The sequence below is a fragment of the Crenothrix polyspora genome, from assembly GCF_900163755.1.
Taxonomy (GTDB): Bacteria; Pseudomonadota; Gammaproteobacteria; order Methylococcales; family Methylomonadaceae; genus Crenothrix; species Crenothrix polyspora.
The window spans coordinates 1-15,443 of sequence record NZ_FUKI01000096.1; the positions used below are offsets into that span (position 1 = coordinate 1).

Here is a 15,443-nt window from a genome sequence, read left to right on the forward strand (position 1 = left end):
TTCATATCTTTTATCTAATTGTTTTAGATATTATTTTTTATTGACGGTAGCAGTATTGGCCTATAACCTCAAAACAAAAAATGACAATCATCCCAGACCACCCCATAACATTCTCCCCCATGCACCGCATACAATGGGAAGAAGCACAACAAAAACATGTCATACTTTACCCCGAAGGTATGGTGGAACTTAACCAAAGTTCGGCGGAAATTCTGAAATGTTGCGACGGCACACGCACGCTCGCGCAAATCGTCAGCGATCTTGAACAAAAATTTGAAACCACCGGTCTTACCGACGACATTACCGCTTTCTTGGGAGTTGCCTTACAAAATGGCTGGATTAACCAAAACTAACATCACCCCGCCGCGCTGGTTAACGGCAGAGTTAACCTACGCCTGCCCGTTGCAATGCCCGTATTGCTCCAATCCGCTGGATTATGCCAAATACCAAAGCGAATTAAGCACCGACGACTGGAAACGGGTACTGACCGAAGCTCGTAAAATGGGGGCGGTGCAACTGGGTTTTTCCGGTGGCGAACCGCTCATCCGCAAAGACTTGCCGGAACTGGTCAAGCATGCGCGGGAACTGGGCTATTACTCCAATTTGATCACCTCCGGTTATGGCATGACTGAAGAAACCATTTTGCAACTTAAAGCAGCAGGATTGGATCACATACAAGTCAGTATACAAGCCAGCAGCCAGGAATTAAGCGATCATCTTGCCGGCACAAAGTCCTTTGAGCATAAAAAATCCGTTGCGCATCTGGTTAAAAAACACGGTTACCCAATGGTATTAAATGTGGTGCTACACCGCGAAAACATTCACCAAATGCCGGAAATTTTGGCGATGGCTGAAGAGTTGGGCGCGGATTATATCGAATTGGCCAATACTCAATACTACGGCTGGGCACATGCTAACCGCGATTTGTTATTGCCCAGTAAAGAACAATTTCAAAAAGCCGAGCAAATTGCCCAGGAGTATAAGGAAAAAGTTGGCGGGAAAATGAAAATCCTGTATGTAATACCGGATTATTACGAAGACCGCCCAAAAAAATGCATGAACGGCTGGGGTACAACATCTTTAACTATTGCGCCCGATGGTATGGCATTGCCATGCCATTCGGCGCGTGAATTACCAGGGCTTGACTGTCCCAATATCAAGAACTACAGTATCAGTGAAATCTGGCATGATTCCAAAGCCTTCAATTTCTTCCGTGGCTTTGACTGGATGAAAGAGCCGTGCCGCAGTTGTGATGAGAAAGAAAAAGATTTTGGCGGTTGCCGTTGTCAGGCCTATCTATTAACCGGTGATATGTTCAATACTGATCCGGTCTGTAGTAAATCACCAGATCGTGAGGTTATTCAACACGCTATCGATTCTGCGCAAGCATCTGCTAATCTAACGAATGACGAAAAACCTTTGATTTTCCGTAACAGCAAAAACTCACGGGCACTGGCTAAAATTAATTAATATTACTTTCTGCACACTTTAACTTTTAAGCTATACTTCTAAAATATTAGAAGCCGTTACGATCTCCTGTCTGCTATTTATGAATTAAGCGATCTGTCGGTAGTCTGTGTAATGACAATTGAGGTTATTAACAATGTTACTATCAACAGCACAACATAACATTAAAAACTACACTGCTAATATTATGACAACTGACGCTCACAACATAAATCAGTTCTTAGATGAACAGTTATTGGATTTAGAACAGCGTTTTAGCCAATTTATGAAAGAAATGGAGGATGATCTTATTTTTCCTTCTTTCAAGATGGGTGAAGAAAGTGCTAAATGGGATGATGATGATTTGTTTATGGAAGATACGGCATCAAGCAGACCCACTAAACAGTTTATTGCTATCGATAGGCATACGACAGTGCTTTGCGTTACTGGATCAATTACCGTAACGGTGCTTGTTTATCTTGGTATGGTATTATCAAGTTAATTCGCTGCTGTGGGTGTTTATAGCGATTTTTAGGGCGTAGTTAAAGGCCTGTCCAAGGTGTGTACAGGCCATCAACATTTACACCAAACATATCTAAAACGCGCCCTACAGTTTCGTTAACCATACTCATTACTGAATCAGTCTTACTGTAAAAAGCCGGCATAGGCGGAAATATAATACCGCCCATTTCCGTTACACTGGCCATATTTCTGATATGAATTAAATTCAGCGGTGTCTCTCGTGGCATAACAACTAAGCGTCTACGTTCTTTGAGTACCACGTCAGCACCGCGCGAAATTAAATTGTCGCCAAAACCGTGCGCTACAGCGGCCAGCGTTTTCATAGAACACGGTGCGATAATCATACCTTCGGTTTTAAAACCGCCACTCGAAATACTGGCAGCAATGTCATTAATGCCGTGAACAACATCGGCTAATTGCGTTAATTCCGCCCGCTTCATATTCATTTCATGCTTTAAATTAACCACGCCAGCAGATGAAATAATCAAATGACTTTCCCATTCGTCTTGTGTCTGCAAAACCTGTAGCATCCTTACGCCATAAATGGCACCGGTCGCACCGGTCATACCGATAATCAGTCGTTTTTTCACTGTGTGCCTTTATCTAGTAATAATCATTTTTATACCAGCAATCAATAACACCAAGGCCAGTAACTTTTGTAGGGTAGGGCTGGCTAGGCGCTTGCTGCCGTATTCTGCGCCTATATAACCACCCAAAACGGCGATTAGCGCCCATAAAGGCAATGCTTTCGGTAACACATCTAGCGAAGTTTTCGATAATACCCCCAATAATCCGGCGATGGAGTTAACCAGAATAAATGCTGCCGAAATGCCGGAAATTACTCTGATTTCTGCCCAGCGAAAAAATAATAGCAGCGGGCTTAGGAAAATGCCGCCACCAACGCCAGTCAATCCAGACAGTAAGCCCAATGCAGCGCCTACCAACATCAAAATAGGATAGGCTACAGTCTGTACGTGGTATACAGGGTATTTTTTTGCACAATAAAAAGATCGTCCTGCCGCATAAAGTAAAACTAAGCCCACCAAAGGCTTATACCAATGTCCAGGCAAGGAAATTGTGCCGCCTAAATAGGCACAAGGCACAGATAATAAAGCAATCGGCCAAAATAAGCGCCAGGAAAAAGCCCCACTGCGATAAAATTTGTACAGTGCAATAGAAGCCACGGCAATATTCAAAACCAGAGCAGTGGGTTTCATGATGGCTGGCGCTAGGCCAAACAGCGACATAGCCGCAAGATAACCGGATGCGCCGCCATGACCTACCGCAGAATACAGTAACGCCGCTAGCGTAATCAGAGCGGCTAAGATAAGGCTGTCAGTATCAAAAGTCATAGTGTGAGTATAGGAATTATTGAAAAGTAATCAGTTACAGTGATCGTGCAGATAGTATTTCGTAATGCAGTGATAATCACAGCCGAGAAACTACTTAAAATAATACCCCACAAAATAGCGCCTAATTTGCCATTATAACCGTTTTGGTTTGTGTTTTTCGTGGACAAAAATTACATCTGTAAGCCATTACCCTAAGTTACCACAGGTTGGACATGCCGGATTTTGCTTAAGTTTCAGCGTGTGCCATTCCATAGTCAAGCCATCTAATAACAATAACCGTCCCGTTAAAGTTTTGCCAATGTCGATAATTAATTTTATGGCTTCCAGCGCTTGTATACTGCCGACAATGCCTGTTATAGGTGCAATAACACCATTGGTAGCGCAGTTTTGCAGTTCTTCGCCGTCATGTGTGTATAAGCAGTTATAGCAGGGACTGTTATTGCGCCCTGGTGTAAATACTGAAACCTGACCTTCAAAGCGGATGGCAGCACCCGATACCAACGGTGTTTTATGCTTAACGCAGGCACTGTTAATAGCAAAACGGGTGGCAAAATTATCCGAGCAATCTAATACCACGTCGGCGTTGGCCACTTCTATTTCTAACAGCTCACCTTCCAGTCGCTGTTTCACAGCATGTACAATCACCTCAGGGTTTAAATTATTCAAGGTCTGACGGGTTGAAATTACTTTATCTATCCCAATATCTGGGGTGTGATGAGCAATTTGTCGTTGTAAGTTGGATAAGTCCACTGCGTCGTTGTCATACACAGTGAGCGAGCCTACTCCCGCCGCAGCCAGATACATGGATGCAGGTGAACCTAAGCCGCCAGCGCCCACAATCAATACCTTGGCGTTAAGCAGTTTTTGTTGGCCTTCAATATCGCACAGCGGCAACATGATCTGGCGGCTGTAGCGTAGTAGTTGGGTGTCGTTCATAAGCGTGTAGTGATGAGATGCAGTGGGCAATAATGCCACAGACTTGACAATCTGCAAAAGCTCATTATCATTAGCACTCATTAGGTACAAGTGCTAACAATTCAGTTTCAGTAACCATAACCCGTCTTTAGGAGACAACCATGAATATACGCCCGTTACATGACCGAGTGATCGTCAAACGTGTTGAAGAAGAAACCACCAGTGCTGGCGGCATTTTATTACCGGGTTCTGCCGCAGAAAAACCCAGCCGTGGCGAAATATTAGCCGTAGGCAGTGGCAAACCGTTGGATAACGGTCAAGTTCGCGCTTTGGAAGTTAAAGTGGGCGACAAAGTTTTATTTGGTAAATACGCTGGCAACGAAGTAAAAGTTGACGGCGAAGACGTTATCGTCATGCGTGAAGAAGACATTATGGGCATTTTAGGTTAATCCTAAACACTTTCCACAACGCAATCATACACAACAGGAATTAATAAACATGGCAGCAAAAGACGTATTATTTGGTGATGACGCACGCGTCCGTATGGCGCGTGGCGTAAATATTTTAGCCAACGCAGTAAAGGTAACTTTGGGTCCTAAAGGCCGTAACGCTATTTTAGACAAAAGCTTCGGCGCTCCAACCATCACCAAAGACGGTGTATCGGTTGCCAAAGAAATCGAATTAAAAGACAAATTCGAAAACATGGGCGCACAAATGGTTAAAGAAGTGGCTTCGCACACGTCTGACGTGGCGGGCGACGGTACAACCACCGCGACTGTTCTGGCACAATCTATTGTTAACGAAGGCCTGAAAGCCGTCGCTGCGGGCATGAATCCTATGGATTTAAAGCGCGGTATTGATTTGGCGGTGACCAAAGCGGTTGAAGCGATTATTGCCTCAGCGGCGCCTTGTGTGGACAACAAAGCGATTGCACAAGTCGGTACTATCTCTGCTAACTCGGATGAGTCAGTTGGTAAAATTATTGCTGAAGCAATGGAAAAAGTCGGTAAAGAAGGCGTGATTACCGTTGAAGAAGGCACAGGTCTTGATAATTCATTAGACGTGGTTGAAGGCATGCAGTTCGACCGTGGCTATTTGTCCCCGTACTTCATCAACAAACAAGACAGCATGAGCGTTGAATTAGACGATCCACTGATTTTGATTTATGAGAAAAAAGTCTCAAACATCCGTGAAATGTTACCGATTCTGGAAGCCGTTGCTAAATCTGGCCGTCCGTTATTGATTGTTGCCGAAGACGTTGAAGGCGAAGCCTTGGCAACTCTGGTTGTCAACACCATCCGTGGCATCGTTAAAGTGGCTGCGGTTAAAGCACCTGGTTTCGGCGATCGTCGTAAAGCCATGTTGGAAGACATTGCGGTGTTGACCGGCGGTACGGTTATTTCTGAAGAAGTCGGTTTGAGCCTGGAAAAAGCCGAACTGAGCCAATTGGGTACAGCCAAACGCGTACAAATCACCAAAGAAAACACTACCATTATTGATGGTGCAGGTTCTGAAGAGCAAATCAAAGGCCGCGTAACACAAATTCGCGCTCAAGCTGAAGATGCTACTTCTGACTATGATAAAGAAAAATTGCAAGAACGTCTGGCGAAATTGGCTGGCGGCGTTGCCGTGATTAAAGTCGGTGCTGCCACTGAAATCGAAATGAAAGAAAAGAAAGCCCGCGTTGAAGATGCGCTGCATTCTACCCGCGCTGCGGTTGAAGAAGGCGTGGTTGCTGGCGGTGGTACTGCGCTGGTACGTGCGTTGTCGGCTTTGGTTGGTCTTGAAGGTATTAACCACGACCAAACTGTCGGCGTTAATATTTTACGCCGCGCGATGGAAGAGCCTTTACGTCAAATCGTTGCTAACGCGGGCGATGAGCCTTCCGTGGTATTTAACGAAGTGCAAAAAGGCACGGGTAATTTTGGTTATAACGCCGCCACTGGCAAATATGGCGATATGATCGAAATGGGTATTCTTGACCCTGCCAAAGTCACCCGTACTGCATTGCAAAATGCAGCGTCTGTAGCTGGCTTAATGCTGACCACAGAAGTGATGATTGCTGATGCACCTAGCGATGAAAAAGGCGCACACGGTGGCATGGGCGATATGGGCGGCATGGGTGGCATGGGTGGCATGGGCGGCATGATGTAATCATGTTGTTTTAAAACCTGGGTGTTTTAAACGCAATAAAAAGCCCCGATTGCATCGCGCAATCGGGGCTTTTTTTATGGTTATTAAACTTCTGTTAAATCACCATAAAATCCGCATGGCTTAACGCTAAATTAACCCCTAAAATAGCCAGATTAAACGCGTCACCCAAGCCAGAACCATCGGCATCATAATACAACACCCCTGTGGTTTTGTTGTAAATCAGATAATCGTTGTTATCAATAGCCTGGGTAGCAACCACAAAGTTACCGGCTTTTAATACGCCTAATGCCAAGCTGGTAAAAAAGCTATTATCTAAGTTCAGGGTGTCATCAACCGGCGTAAAGTCGGTAATTTTCGTTACATCCGATAAATAATAGTCTGTGGTGTTCAAAATAAAGGTATCTTTACCTAAGCCGCCGGTTAGCACGTTATTATGAGTGAGGTCGTTACCATTGCCTCCTTTTAATGTGTCATTACCATTGCCGCCAGATAAAATGTCAGTGCCACTGCCACCGCTTAACGTATCATTACCATTGCCACCGCTTAACGTATCATCACCGCCGCCACCGCTTAATTTATCATTACCATTGCCGCCTACCAACAAGGTATCGTTATCAAAATTGTAGCCACCTGTTAAGGTATCATTGCCATCGTTGCCGTACAAAGTGTCTTTGCCATCACCGCCGCGTAAAGTATCGTTGCCATCACCACCGTACAGGATGTCATCGCCAGTCTCAGCACCATAGTCACTCGATAAAAAATCATTGCCCTCGTTACCGTATAAAATGTCATTGCCATTGCCGCCGTTTAAATTATCATTACCGGCATTGCCATATAAGCTATCTTTACCGTCGCCGCCACGCAAAATATCATCGCCCGCCTTGCCGGATAACGTATCATTGCCTGCCTGCCCGTTCAGATAATCTCTACCCGATGAACCCACTAAGGTATCGTTAGCCGCCGTGCCCATTTTACCCACTGGCATGATGTTAATAACCAGTGTTTTACTGTCAAACAGGTGTGAATCGTATGACACGCTTAGTTTAAAACCGAGGGTGATTTTTTCTGTCACACCTTCAAGTGCAGAGTAATCGGGTACAAAGCTATAAGCACCGGTGGTTTTATTCAGCGTTAATGCCCCATAAGGATTGGTAAGGGTAACTGTGCTGGCATCTTCGTTACTGTATTCACCTTTAATTTTATGCTCGCTTTTTAAGTCATACGCTAATGCGGCATGGCTCACCTGATTAAGCACTAATTTTCCGCTGATGGTTTGGAAGCTGTCTACCCGCGTGGTATTGGTATAGTTAATCGCAGCAAGGGTATTAAGCGTAGGGGGGTTAAAGAAAACGTCGGTACTCCCCGTCGTTGTTAATGTACCGCCTGTCCCTTGTGTTCCTGCGTTGCCATCTTTAAACGTCCAGTCGATAGCCACTAACGCAGAGGTGTGGTGTTGATCAGTATTTTTGTAGGCTAATAAAGACAGGGCTTGATTAACATGCGCTTGGCTGGCGTTGTTATTGAAGGTCATTGTCAGTTTGCCCGCGCCGTTATTAACGGTACCAATAACAAGGCCAGATAACACGGCTTTGTCCATTATAAAACCTAGCTTGCCGGTGCCGGAAAATATATCTTGGCTATTGGCACCCCCGTGCCGTGCCAAGCTAACCGATGCGCCACTGTAATTGCCGCGTGCGTTTAATTCGGCATCAAAAACTTGTGCGCCACGGTTTAACACCACGGCGGGGGCATTGTGCTGATAAACGCTAAGACTGTCGGTTTGGCCAAAGCTTTGGTCTACACTGCCATCGCTATTGTAACGTGTGATGCTATTGGAAATTTTGTCTTCATACTCAGTGACTTCGTTGTACAGCCATTTACCGTTACTGGATATTAAAATTTTGCCATCTGCTTGCACAGTAATAGCATCCACAGATTCTTTGGTGATGACTTTGCCGTCGCCAGAAAAACTGACATCTAACGTGCCGTTACTGGTATAGCGTTCTAAGGTAAATGCGCCTTTGCTATTAATACCAGCCAGTAATAGTTTGCCATCGGCTTGTAGCGTTACGGTATGTGGACGGTAGTAGGTGTGCAGGTCAGTAGTAAGTTTGCCATCGCCAGAGAAACTGCTGTCCAACGACCCATTAGCGTTATAGCGCACTAAAGCCAGTTTGCCATTGCTTTCACCCGATACCAGTATTTTGCCATTGGCTTGCGCGATAATCGAGTCCGCCGCATCTTCTAAAGAACCCAAATTGGTAACAACTTTGCCGTCACCCGAAAAGCCGGTATCCAAAGTGCCATTGGTGTTGTAGCGCACCACTGCAAAGTTGCCATTGCTGCTACCGGCCACCAGGATTTTGCCATCTGCCTGCACGGCAAGCGCATTACCTGAATCTTTATCAGGGTTACCTGAACCATCAACCGATATACCCAGTGTGGTCGTCACTTTGCCATCACCCGAAAAGTTGGTATCTAAAGAACCGTTTGCGTTGTAACGCACCACGGCAAAATCATCGTCACTAGTGCCTGCAACCAGAATTTTCTTATCGGCTTGTACGCTAACAGCGTGAGCATAATCATAAATACCTAGATGGGTAGTTGTTTGGCCATCACCAGAGAAGCTTTTATCCAACGATCCATCGAGGTTGTAACGAACTATATGAAAGTCAGCAGGAGAGGGTGGTTTGGGGTGATCAGAAGGGGCGTATTCATAGGCAGTCTCTGCTATTAGGAACTTGCCATCGGTTTGTACGGCAATATTGATTTGGCTAAACCTAAGTCCTTCATCTTTGGTAGAAAAATGGCTATAGACACTGCCATCAATATTGTAAGTGACAAAGCTGGATAAGGGCTGGGTAGAAGACGAGCCGTGTATTTTCTCAGCGGTAACCACTAAAATTTTGCCATTGGCTAAGGCGTTAACATACAGCGTATTACGGTCATCAGTGACATCCACAGAAACGGTGCCGTAGCGATTAAATAACAGATGCGGAGCGGTATTTTTGGACATAAAAACCTCGGTTTATGTAGAGCGCTGTAATAGATAAAAGCAGGTAACTTACGGTGCGATAAGTTTACCGTGTAGGGGTGAGCTTATGTAATGTGTTAAACAACCACAAAATCCGCGTAGGTTAATGCCAGATGAACACCCAGGGTCGTGATTTTATCGGGCGCAGTCCCTCCTATACCGTCGGCATCGTAAAATAACGCGCCAGTATTTTTGTTGTAAATCAGGTAGTCATCGCTATCCAGTGCTTTAGAGCCAATGATAAAGTGCCTGGCTGCGAGCTGACCTGCATCCAGTACTGTGAAATACGCATTATTTAGCTGGAGGGTGTCATCAATCGGTGTGAAATCGGTAATCTTGCTTATCGTCCACCAGTCGCTTATGAAAGTATCTTTACCCAATCCACCGGTTAATACACTGTAACCTTCATAGTCAATGATTGTTAAGCTATCGTTACCATTGCCGCCGGATAAGCTGTCACCGCTGCGGCCAATGAGTGTATCGTTGCCATCACCACCCAATAAGCGGTCTTTGCCACCGTCACCAACGAGTTTATCGTTACCATTGCCGCCGTATAAGCTGTCACTGTAACTGTTAGCAAAAAAGCCATCGCCGCCGCCTGCATTTAACGTATCATTGCCATCATTGCCGTAAAGAACATCCTTACCCGCACCGCCAAATAAATTATCATCGCCGGCGTTACCTAATAAGATGTCATTATCTGCACCGCCCCATAAAATATCATCGCCATTTTTGCCCGCTAAGCTATCATTGCCCGCGTAGCCATTGAGAACATCATCACCCGACGTGCCTGCTGAGGTATCATTGCCTTTTGATTCTGTTGCGCCATGCTGGGTAATATTAAGGATTATTTTTGTGCTGCCGGTCAGTAGGCCATCTGTTACTGTTACCGTAAAACGCACGCTTTTATCAGTGCCCAAGCCGTTAATCGCTTCGGCATTCGGTGTAAAACTATAGGCCCCCGTTTTTTCATTGAGCGCCAAAATACCGTAAGTTTCAAAATTGGATTTGATGATATCCCCATCGGCGGGGTAACTATCAACAATGCTGTAGGTTAATGGTTTGTTGTCTACCTGGCTGGTATGCAATGTGCCGGTAATCACTTTAAAACTGTCATTTAAGGGCGTGTCGGTATATTTAATAACCGTAGGCGTTTTAAGTACGGGGGCATTAATGCTAACTTCGGTAAAGCCCAGTGCCGCCAATGCGCCGCCTGTGCCGGTATTGCCGTCGTCAAAGCGCCAATCAATTTTTACGATGGCGGACGTGTGCGCGGTGTTCTGGTAGCTTATGGATGATAACAGCGCATCGACACGCGCTTGGCTGGCGTTGTTATTGAAAGTAATTGTTAATTTGCCAGCGCTGTTGCTGACTGTGCCTACTGTAACACCGGCTAACACGGCGTTGTTAGCACTGAAACTCAATTTGCCACTGCCAGAAAACACATCCTGGCTATTGGCACCGTTGTGCCGTGCCAAGGTGACAGAAGCCCCCGCATAATGGCCTTGTGCGTTTAATTCGGCATCAAAAATACTGGCTGAGCTATCTAAAACCACAGCGGGTTTGTTGTCGGCGTAATTGGCACTGCTGTTTAACGTGTGTGTACCGCCAAATGAGGTATCCAAACTGCCATTGGCGTTGTAGCGCACTAGGGCAAAATGTCCATCGCTGCTGCCGGTTAACAATATTTTGCCATCTGCTTGTACGGTGACAGAGTCTGTGCGGTCATCGCCACCCAAATCGGTTATCACCTTGCCATCGCCTGAAAAGCTGGTATCCAACGTGCCATTAGCGTTGTAACGCACGACAGCGACATTGCCATCACTGTTGCCCGCTACTAAAATTTTGCCATCGCTTTGCACAGTAATAGCACGGCCACCGTCATCAGTGCCTACGTTGGTTATGATTTTACCATCGCCAGAAAAGCGGGTGTCTAATGAACCATTGGCATTGTAGCGCACCAAAGCAAAGCTAGGATAGGCGGGATTGGACGCATTATTTGCACTGGTAAGTATGGTTGCCTCTCCCGCCACCAGAATTTTGCCGTCGGCTTGTACGGTTACCGCATAGCCATCTGCACCATCTTCTATTGCAGTGGTCAGTTTGCCATCACCGGAAAAATGGGTATCTAAAGTGCCATTGGTGTTGTAACGCACCAAGCCAAAGTAATGCGGGAAGGATTGGCCGTTTTCATAACCTCCCGTGCGACCTGCTACCAAAATTTTGCCATCGGTTTGCACAGCAATGTCGAGTGCGTACTCATAACCTCCGCCAAAACTCACCCGCGTAGTCACTTCGCCATCACCCGAAAAACTGTTGTCTCGCGTACCATCTGGGTTATAACGCATGACGGAAAAGTTTGAACCATGGCCTGTTACTAATATTTTCCCGTTGCCCTGTGTAAAAACAGACGTGTGATAGGGATCGGTGTTTTTCAACGAGAGTGTCGTCATGCCATCATCAGAATAGCTGACATCCAAACTACCATTAGTGTTAAAACGCACAAAAGTGAGATCACTTCCGTTAATACCGGTTACCCAAATGCTGCCATCGGCTTGCAGCTTGGCGTAGGTGGCTTCAATGGCAATAGATGTGTCTACCACTTTACCAGTGGACTTAACTAAAAAATTGGGCGGGGTATTGGTAGGCATAAAACCTCAGCTTAGTAAAAAATAATAATTGACATAACAGCTACAGCATTTTCACAGTTCAATAGTTATAGCGTAACCGTTCGCACTGAGCTTGTTGAAGTGTGCCGACCATGCTTCGACAAGCTCAGCACGAACGGTGGCTGTAACTGTCCTAAGTTGAAAACGCTGTAAATCGATTTTTATCCAGTGTAGCAAAAAAAAGCGGCAAAAATAGAAAATAATGGCTCTATGTGAATACCAGTAAGTAATGCGATAATGTAGTTATGAAAATGCGCGTTATTATAAAAAGACTCTCAAATCCTCGTGTTAAAAAGCGATTAAAAATCGGCCTCTCTGCGTGTGGCGGGGTAATTTTGATTGGCCTGACATTTAAGCTTGCCTATGATATTGGTTATTTTGATGCGCGAGCGCTTGAAAATGAGCAAAACGCGGGGTTACTCATTACGCAACCCGTGCTGACAATGGAATCTGCGCAGCGTATTGTTTCGGGTGCGCTAAAAGAAGACCCCACTAATCCACAAACAATTGTCGATGAGATTATTGATAATAATCACAAGCTTTCGATCATTATTATAGAAAATAACAAGCAAAAGAAAATTGCTTGGATTATAGATATGCGTTTGTTTTTTAAAGATGACCTATTCAACGACGAAGGTTATAACTTAACCAAAGGTATTGAGTATCAGCACAATATTAAACGGGGTGAGTAATGATCGCTAATAATAGATTTTACAGTGTGTGATTATATAAATCCCCCACTTGTTAATGTTTGATATATTGTTTTCCCTAAAGATACAGTTGCTCGTGAAATACGAACTGCAAAGCACCTAAACATTTAACCACTGGCTTATAAAATTGAAAGACAGGACGGTCAAAAACCAATTACTGTCCAGATTGGCATGAGTTGAAAACGGTAATTTTGGTGATACTAAAGCTTTGGACTCCAATTTGTTTGAGCTGCGTTGTTTCTTTGGCGGCGGCATTAGGGTTTATTACACAATCCGTAACCAGCAGGTTGTTTTATTATGGGTTGGCGGAGATAAATCTAGCCAAAGCAGGGACATAGAAAAAGCCAAAACCATTTTGAATACTTTTGAGTAGACCATGAACGAAACTATAGCCTCCTTTGATATTGCCGAACATCTTGAAATAGATGCTGACATCCGTGATTTTTTGCGAGAAACTGCCAATAACGGTGATGTATCAGATTTTATTCATGCACTTAATATTGCTTCTCGTGCTAAAGGCATGGGCGAAGTTGCCAAACAAGCTGGAGTGACGCGTGCCAGCCTGTATAAGTCTCTAGCCGATGGCGGAAACCCACGCTTTGAAACCATCGCCAAAATTGTTGAGTCGTTGGGTTGCAAGCTGGTCGTATCTTAGCGAAGAAGTGCTAGCCGCTATCCTAAACATACCAGAATCAGCCTATTTTGTTTGGGATGGCATTGACGAAGACGAACGCCCCTTAGGAACGCGCACGAAATAACTTGAGCAAGTTCATGCTTCGACAGGCTCAGCACGAACGGTGGTGGCGTTTAAGTTGTTCAAGTTATTTCATGCACGCCCCTTAACAAAAGAAGAGCTGCTTGCTGGTATTGCAGCAATGGAAGCGCAACGCGGCAAAGGTAGTGATGCTGAAGCCGGTAAACCACAAAACACGCAGGAGCAAACATGGCCACAATAACTTTTGATACCCTTGAACTGGTCGATAAGCTAAAAACCGCCGGTATACCGCAAGCACAGGCCGAGGCCGTTGTGCGGGTTATTGCTGAAGCGCAAGATGGACTTGTCACAAAACATGACCTAATTGAAGTTAAAAATGAAATTAAAGCAGAAATGAATGTGCGCTTTGAACGCGTTGACGGTGAATTAAAACTAAACAGATGGATGCTGGGCGTACTATTGGCAGGTGTTATCTCTTTGGTATTAAAAGCATTTTTTTAAAAACCGTCCTGATGTATACAACATGGTTGCTGGAGATTATTACCTTACTGCAGCAACCATAAACCGATTCAATAGGCTTGTTACAACATAAAGCCAATATTACGGCTTGCAAACTTATCTAAGCCTGTAAAGACCTGTGCAATATCCGCATCCGCCCCACCAAACCAACTGGCCAAGGTCGCCCCAAATTGCGACGTGGAAATTTTAGGAATCCACACGCCACGGTTATTGGCATCATCAGGCCCGCCCAGCGCAAACTCCGGCATAGCACCGTAAACGCCACCACGCACGGCTCCGCCCAAAATCAGATGATGACTGCCCCAACCGTGGTCACACCCCGTACCGCTGGGTTGAAAAGTACGGCCAAACTCCGATTGGGTAAACGCCGTCACCTGAGATTGCAGTCCTATTTCGCCGGTCGCCGCGTAAAATGCCGATATCGCCTGCGACAACTGCACAAACAAATTCTTCTGTGTGCCCTTCAAAGTATTATGGGTATCAAACCCGCCTAATGAACAATAAAACACCTGCCGACCAGAGCCCAGTTTAGAGCGCAAACGTATTTGCCTGGCCACTTCTTTTAGCTGGTTTCCCAATGCTGTATTCGGAAATACCGTGGCCAAAGGGGTCAAGCCGTTATCCAGTGCTTTCAGGTCATCCGATAATTTCAGCCCTTCGGCAAACATGCGGTTAGCCACCTGGCGTATGGGATTGCCACCGTCCAATGCCAATATTGCATCCAGCGCTTTTCGGCGAGACACAGCACTGGCCGTACTGTTTAAAGCGATGATATTAAGGTTCGATCCTGGCCCGATGGCATTGCCGGTCACAATCTGCCCTTGCAAGTATAATGATGGGTGGGTTGTAGAAATCCCCGCCAAATTGCCGGTTTCGCCGGTAATATCCAACAACCTACCACCCCAACCCGTACCATTGGGCTTGGCATGGCCGGTTTCCGCTTGCGTGGTTTGGTCTGAATGCGCAAACAGATTGGATGGCCGTGCCTGCCCCGCCAAAAACTGGGCACGGGTTAAAGGTTGCACCAACATGCCGGTGTTCAGCACAAACGCCAGTTGCCCAGATATATACAGCGGGTTCATTTCCGCCAAGCCTGTATGTAAGGCATACGGGTTGCCCGCCTTATCCATAATCGACGGCAGCAATTCTGCGCCCGTCAATGCCAAGCTACCACGCACGGATTTGTACGCGGCATACCGTGTCGCATCCATCGGCACAATCAGGTTATTGCCGTCATTGCCACCGGCCAAATACACACACACCAACGCCTTGTAATCGCCTGCACCTGCGGCCTGTGACTGTTCCGCGTACAAACCGCTTAAACCCAACGCCGTCAATCCCGCTGAAAACTTTAAAAATTTGCGGCGGCTAAAGTGATTATAATTTTCCATGATGACTCCCTAGACC

Annotated in this window: 15 protein-coding genes and 1 pseudogene; 10 read left to right on the forward strand and 6 right to left on the reverse strand. The window is 45.6% G+C overall.

The window, feature by feature from the left end; all coding sequences use genetic code 11:
* The first annotated feature begins 80 nt into the window (after nucleotides 1–80).
* The 3 genes from pqqD to CRENPOLYSF2_RS06375 all read left to right on the forward strand — a co-directional run bounded on the left by pqqD (nucleotide 81) and on the right by CRENPOLYSF2_RS06375 (nucleotide 1,948).
* Complete coding sequence (gene pqqD, locus CRENPOLYSF2_RS06365) at nucleotides 81–353, forward strand: pyrroloquinoline quinone biosynthesis peptide chaperone PqqD (RefSeq protein ID WP_087143118.1); 273 nt, start codon at nucleotides 81–83, stop codon at nucleotides 351–353.
* Nucleotides 331–1,470, forward strand: coding sequence for a pyrroloquinoline quinone biosynthesis protein PqqE (gene pqqE / locus CRENPOLYSF2_RS06370; RefSeq protein WP_087143119.1), 1,140 nt, complete (start codon nucleotides 331–333; stop codon nucleotides 1,468–1,470). Before pqqD ends, pqqE begins: the two co-directional genes overlap by 23 nt.
* Before the next feature lie 133 nt (nucleotides 1,471–1,603).
* Nucleotides 1,604–1,948 (forward strand): hypothetical protein, encoded by a 345-nt coding sequence (locus CRENPOLYSF2_RS06375; protein WP_087143120.1) that lies wholly within the window; start codon nucleotides 1,604–1,606, stop codon nucleotides 1,946–1,948.
* Between the two features lie 40 nt (nucleotides 1,949–1,988).
* Here the strand turns inward: CRENPOLYSF2_RS06375 and CRENPOLYSF2_RS06380 are convergent, their stop codons facing one another.
* The 3 genes from CRENPOLYSF2_RS06380 to CRENPOLYSF2_RS06390 form a co-directional block, all read right to left on the reverse strand.
* Complete coding sequence (locus tag CRENPOLYSF2_RS06380) at nucleotides 1,989–2,558, reverse strand: UbiX family flavin prenyltransferase (RefSeq protein ID WP_272867695.1); 570 nt, start codon at nucleotides 2,556–2,558, stop codon at nucleotides 1,989–1,991.
* Between the two features lie 9 nt (nucleotides 2,559–2,567).
* Complete coding sequence (locus CRENPOLYSF2_RS06385; protein WP_087143121.1) at nucleotides 2,568–3,320, reverse strand: sulfite exporter TauE/SafE family protein; 753 nt, start codon at nucleotides 3,318–3,320, stop codon at nucleotides 2,568–2,570.
* Nucleotides 3,321–3,506: 186 nt separating this feature from the next.
* Entirely contained in the window at nucleotides 3,507–4,256 is a 750-nt protein-coding gene (locus CRENPOLYSF2_RS06390; RefSeq protein ID WP_087143174.1) for a HesA/MoeB/ThiF family protein, read from the reverse strand.
* Nucleotides 4,257–4,396: 140 nt separating this feature from the next.
* On the opposite strand from CRENPOLYSF2_RS06390, the gene CRENPOLYSF2_RS06395 reads away from it, so the two are divergent.
* Nucleotides 4,397–4,684, forward strand: a complete 288-nt coding sequence (locus tag CRENPOLYSF2_RS06395) for a co-chaperone GroES (protein WP_087143122.1) — start codon at nucleotides 4,397–4,399, stop codon at nucleotides 4,682–4,684.
* Nucleotides 4,685–4,733: 49 nt separating this feature from the next.
* A complete protein-coding gene (gene groL, locus CRENPOLYSF2_RS06400; RefSeq protein ID WP_087143123.1) occupies nucleotides 4,734–6,389 on the forward strand; it encodes a chaperonin GroEL in 1,656 nt (551 codons plus the stop codon).
* A gap of 94 nt (nucleotides 6,390–6,483) precedes the next feature.
* Here the strand turns inward: groL and CRENPOLYSF2_RS19350 are convergent, their stop codons facing one another.
* Entirely contained in the window at nucleotides 6,484–9,405 is a 2,922-nt protein-coding gene (locus CRENPOLYSF2_RS19350) for a hypothetical protein (protein ID WP_087143124.1), read from the reverse strand.
* A 95-nt stretch (nucleotides 9,406–9,500) separates the two neighbouring features.
* Nucleotides 9,501–12,074 carry a hypothetical protein gene (locus tag CRENPOLYSF2_RS06410; RefSeq protein ID WP_087143125.1) on the reverse strand — a complete coding sequence of 858 codons (2,574 nt, stop codon included), beginning with the start codon at nucleotides 12,072–12,074 and terminating at the stop codon, nucleotides 9,501–9,503.
* A 269-nt stretch (nucleotides 12,075–12,343) separates the two neighbouring features.
* Between CRENPOLYSF2_RS06410 and CRENPOLYSF2_RS06415 the strand changes: the two genes are divergently transcribed.
* The 5 genes and pseudogenes from CRENPOLYSF2_RS06415 to CRENPOLYSF2_RS06430 all read left to right on the forward strand — a co-directional run bounded on the left by CRENPOLYSF2_RS06415 (nucleotide 12,344) and on the right by CRENPOLYSF2_RS06430 (nucleotide 14,018).
* On the forward strand, nucleotides 12,344–12,784 hold the full coding sequence (locus CRENPOLYSF2_RS06415; RefSeq protein ID WP_245807926.1) for a hypothetical protein: 441 nt from the start codon (nucleotides 12,344–12,346) through the stop codon (nucleotides 12,782–12,784).
* Nucleotides 12,785–12,989: 205 nt separating this feature from the next.
* A pseudogene (locus CRENPOLYSF2_RS19485) lies at nucleotides 12,990–13,175 on the forward strand (type II toxin-antitoxin system RelE/ParE family toxin); the annotation flags it as partial.
* A gap of 3 nt (nucleotides 13,176–13,178) precedes the next feature.
* On the forward strand, nucleotides 13,179–13,457 hold the full coding sequence (locus tag CRENPOLYSF2_RS06425; protein ID WP_087143127.1) for an addiction module antidote protein: 279 nt from the start codon (nucleotides 13,179–13,181) through the stop codon (nucleotides 13,455–13,457).
* 157 nt (nucleotides 13,458–13,614) lie between these two features.
* Nucleotides 13,615–13,758 (forward strand): hypothetical protein, encoded by a 144-nt coding sequence (locus CRENPOLYSF2_RS18795; protein WP_176371054.1) that lies wholly within the window; start codon nucleotides 13,615–13,617, stop codon nucleotides 13,756–13,758.
* Entirely contained in the window at nucleotides 13,746–14,018 is a 273-nt protein-coding gene (locus CRENPOLYSF2_RS06430) for a CCDC90 family protein (RefSeq protein WP_087143128.1), read from the forward strand. Before CRENPOLYSF2_RS18795 ends, CRENPOLYSF2_RS06430 begins: the two co-directional genes overlap by 13 nt.
* An 80-nt stretch (nucleotides 14,019–14,098) precedes the next feature.
* Here CRENPOLYSF2_RS06430 and CRENPOLYSF2_RS06435 read toward each other — a convergent pair whose 3' ends face one another.
* Nucleotides 14,099–15,427: a DUF1501 domain-containing protein gene (locus CRENPOLYSF2_RS06435; protein ID WP_087143129.1), complete on the reverse strand. Its 1,329-nt coding sequence runs from the start codon at nucleotides 15,425–15,427 to the stop codon at nucleotides 14,099–14,101.
* Nucleotides 15,428–15,443: the final 16 nt, after the last annotated feature.

Excerpts from the sequence above, each read along its gene's own strand:
- CRENPOLYSF2_RS19350 (WP_087143124.1), bottom strand. The coding sequence starts at position 9,405 with ATGTCCAAAAATACCGCTCCGCATCTGTTATTTAATCGCTACGGCACC.
- pqqD (WP_087143118.1), top strand. The coding sequence starts at position 81 with ATGACAATCATCCCAGACCACCCCATAACATTCTCCCCCATGCACCGC.
- CRENPOLYSF2_RS06415 (WP_245807926.1), top strand. The coding sequence starts at position 12,344 with ATGCGCGTTATTATAAAAAGACTCTCAAATCCTCGTGTTAAAAAGCGA.
- CRENPOLYSF2_RS06425 (WP_087143127.1), top strand. The coding sequence starts at position 13,179 with ATGAACGAAACTATAGCCTCCTTTGATATTGCCGAACATCTTGAAATA.
- CRENPOLYSF2_RS06385 (WP_087143121.1), bottom strand. The coding sequence starts at position 3,320 with ATGACTTTTGATACTGACAGCCTTATCTTAGCCGCTCTGATTACGCTA.
- pqqE (WP_087143119.1), top strand. The coding sequence starts at position 331 with ATGGCTGGATTAACCAAAACTAACATCACCCCGCCGCGCTGGTTAACG.
- CRENPOLYSF2_RS06390 (WP_087143174.1), bottom strand. The coding sequence starts at position 4,256 with ATGAACGACACCCAACTACTACGCTACAGCCGCCAGATCATGTTGCCG.
- CRENPOLYSF2_RS06435 (WP_087143129.1), bottom strand. The coding sequence starts at position 15,427 with ATGGAAAATTATAATCACTTTAGCCGCCGCAAATTTTTAAAGTTTTCA.
- CRENPOLYSF2_RS06375 (WP_087143120.1), top strand. The coding sequence starts at position 1,604 with ATGTTACTATCAACAGCACAACATAACATTAAAAACTACACTGCTAAT.
- CRENPOLYSF2_RS06430 (WP_087143128.1), top strand. The coding sequence starts at position 13,746 with ATGGCCACAATAACTTTTGATACCCTTGAACTGGTCGATAAGCTAAAA.
- groL (WP_087143123.1), top strand. The coding sequence starts at position 4,734 with ATGGCAGCAAAAGACGTATTATTTGGTGATGACGCACGCGTCCGTATG.
- CRENPOLYSF2_RS06410 (WP_087143125.1), bottom strand. The coding sequence starts at position 12,074 with ATGCCTACCAATACCCCGCCCAATTTTTTAGTTAAGTCCACTGGTAAA.
- CRENPOLYSF2_RS06395 (WP_087143122.1), top strand. The coding sequence starts at position 4,397 with ATGAATATACGCCCGTTACATGACCGAGTGATCGTCAAACGTGTTGAA.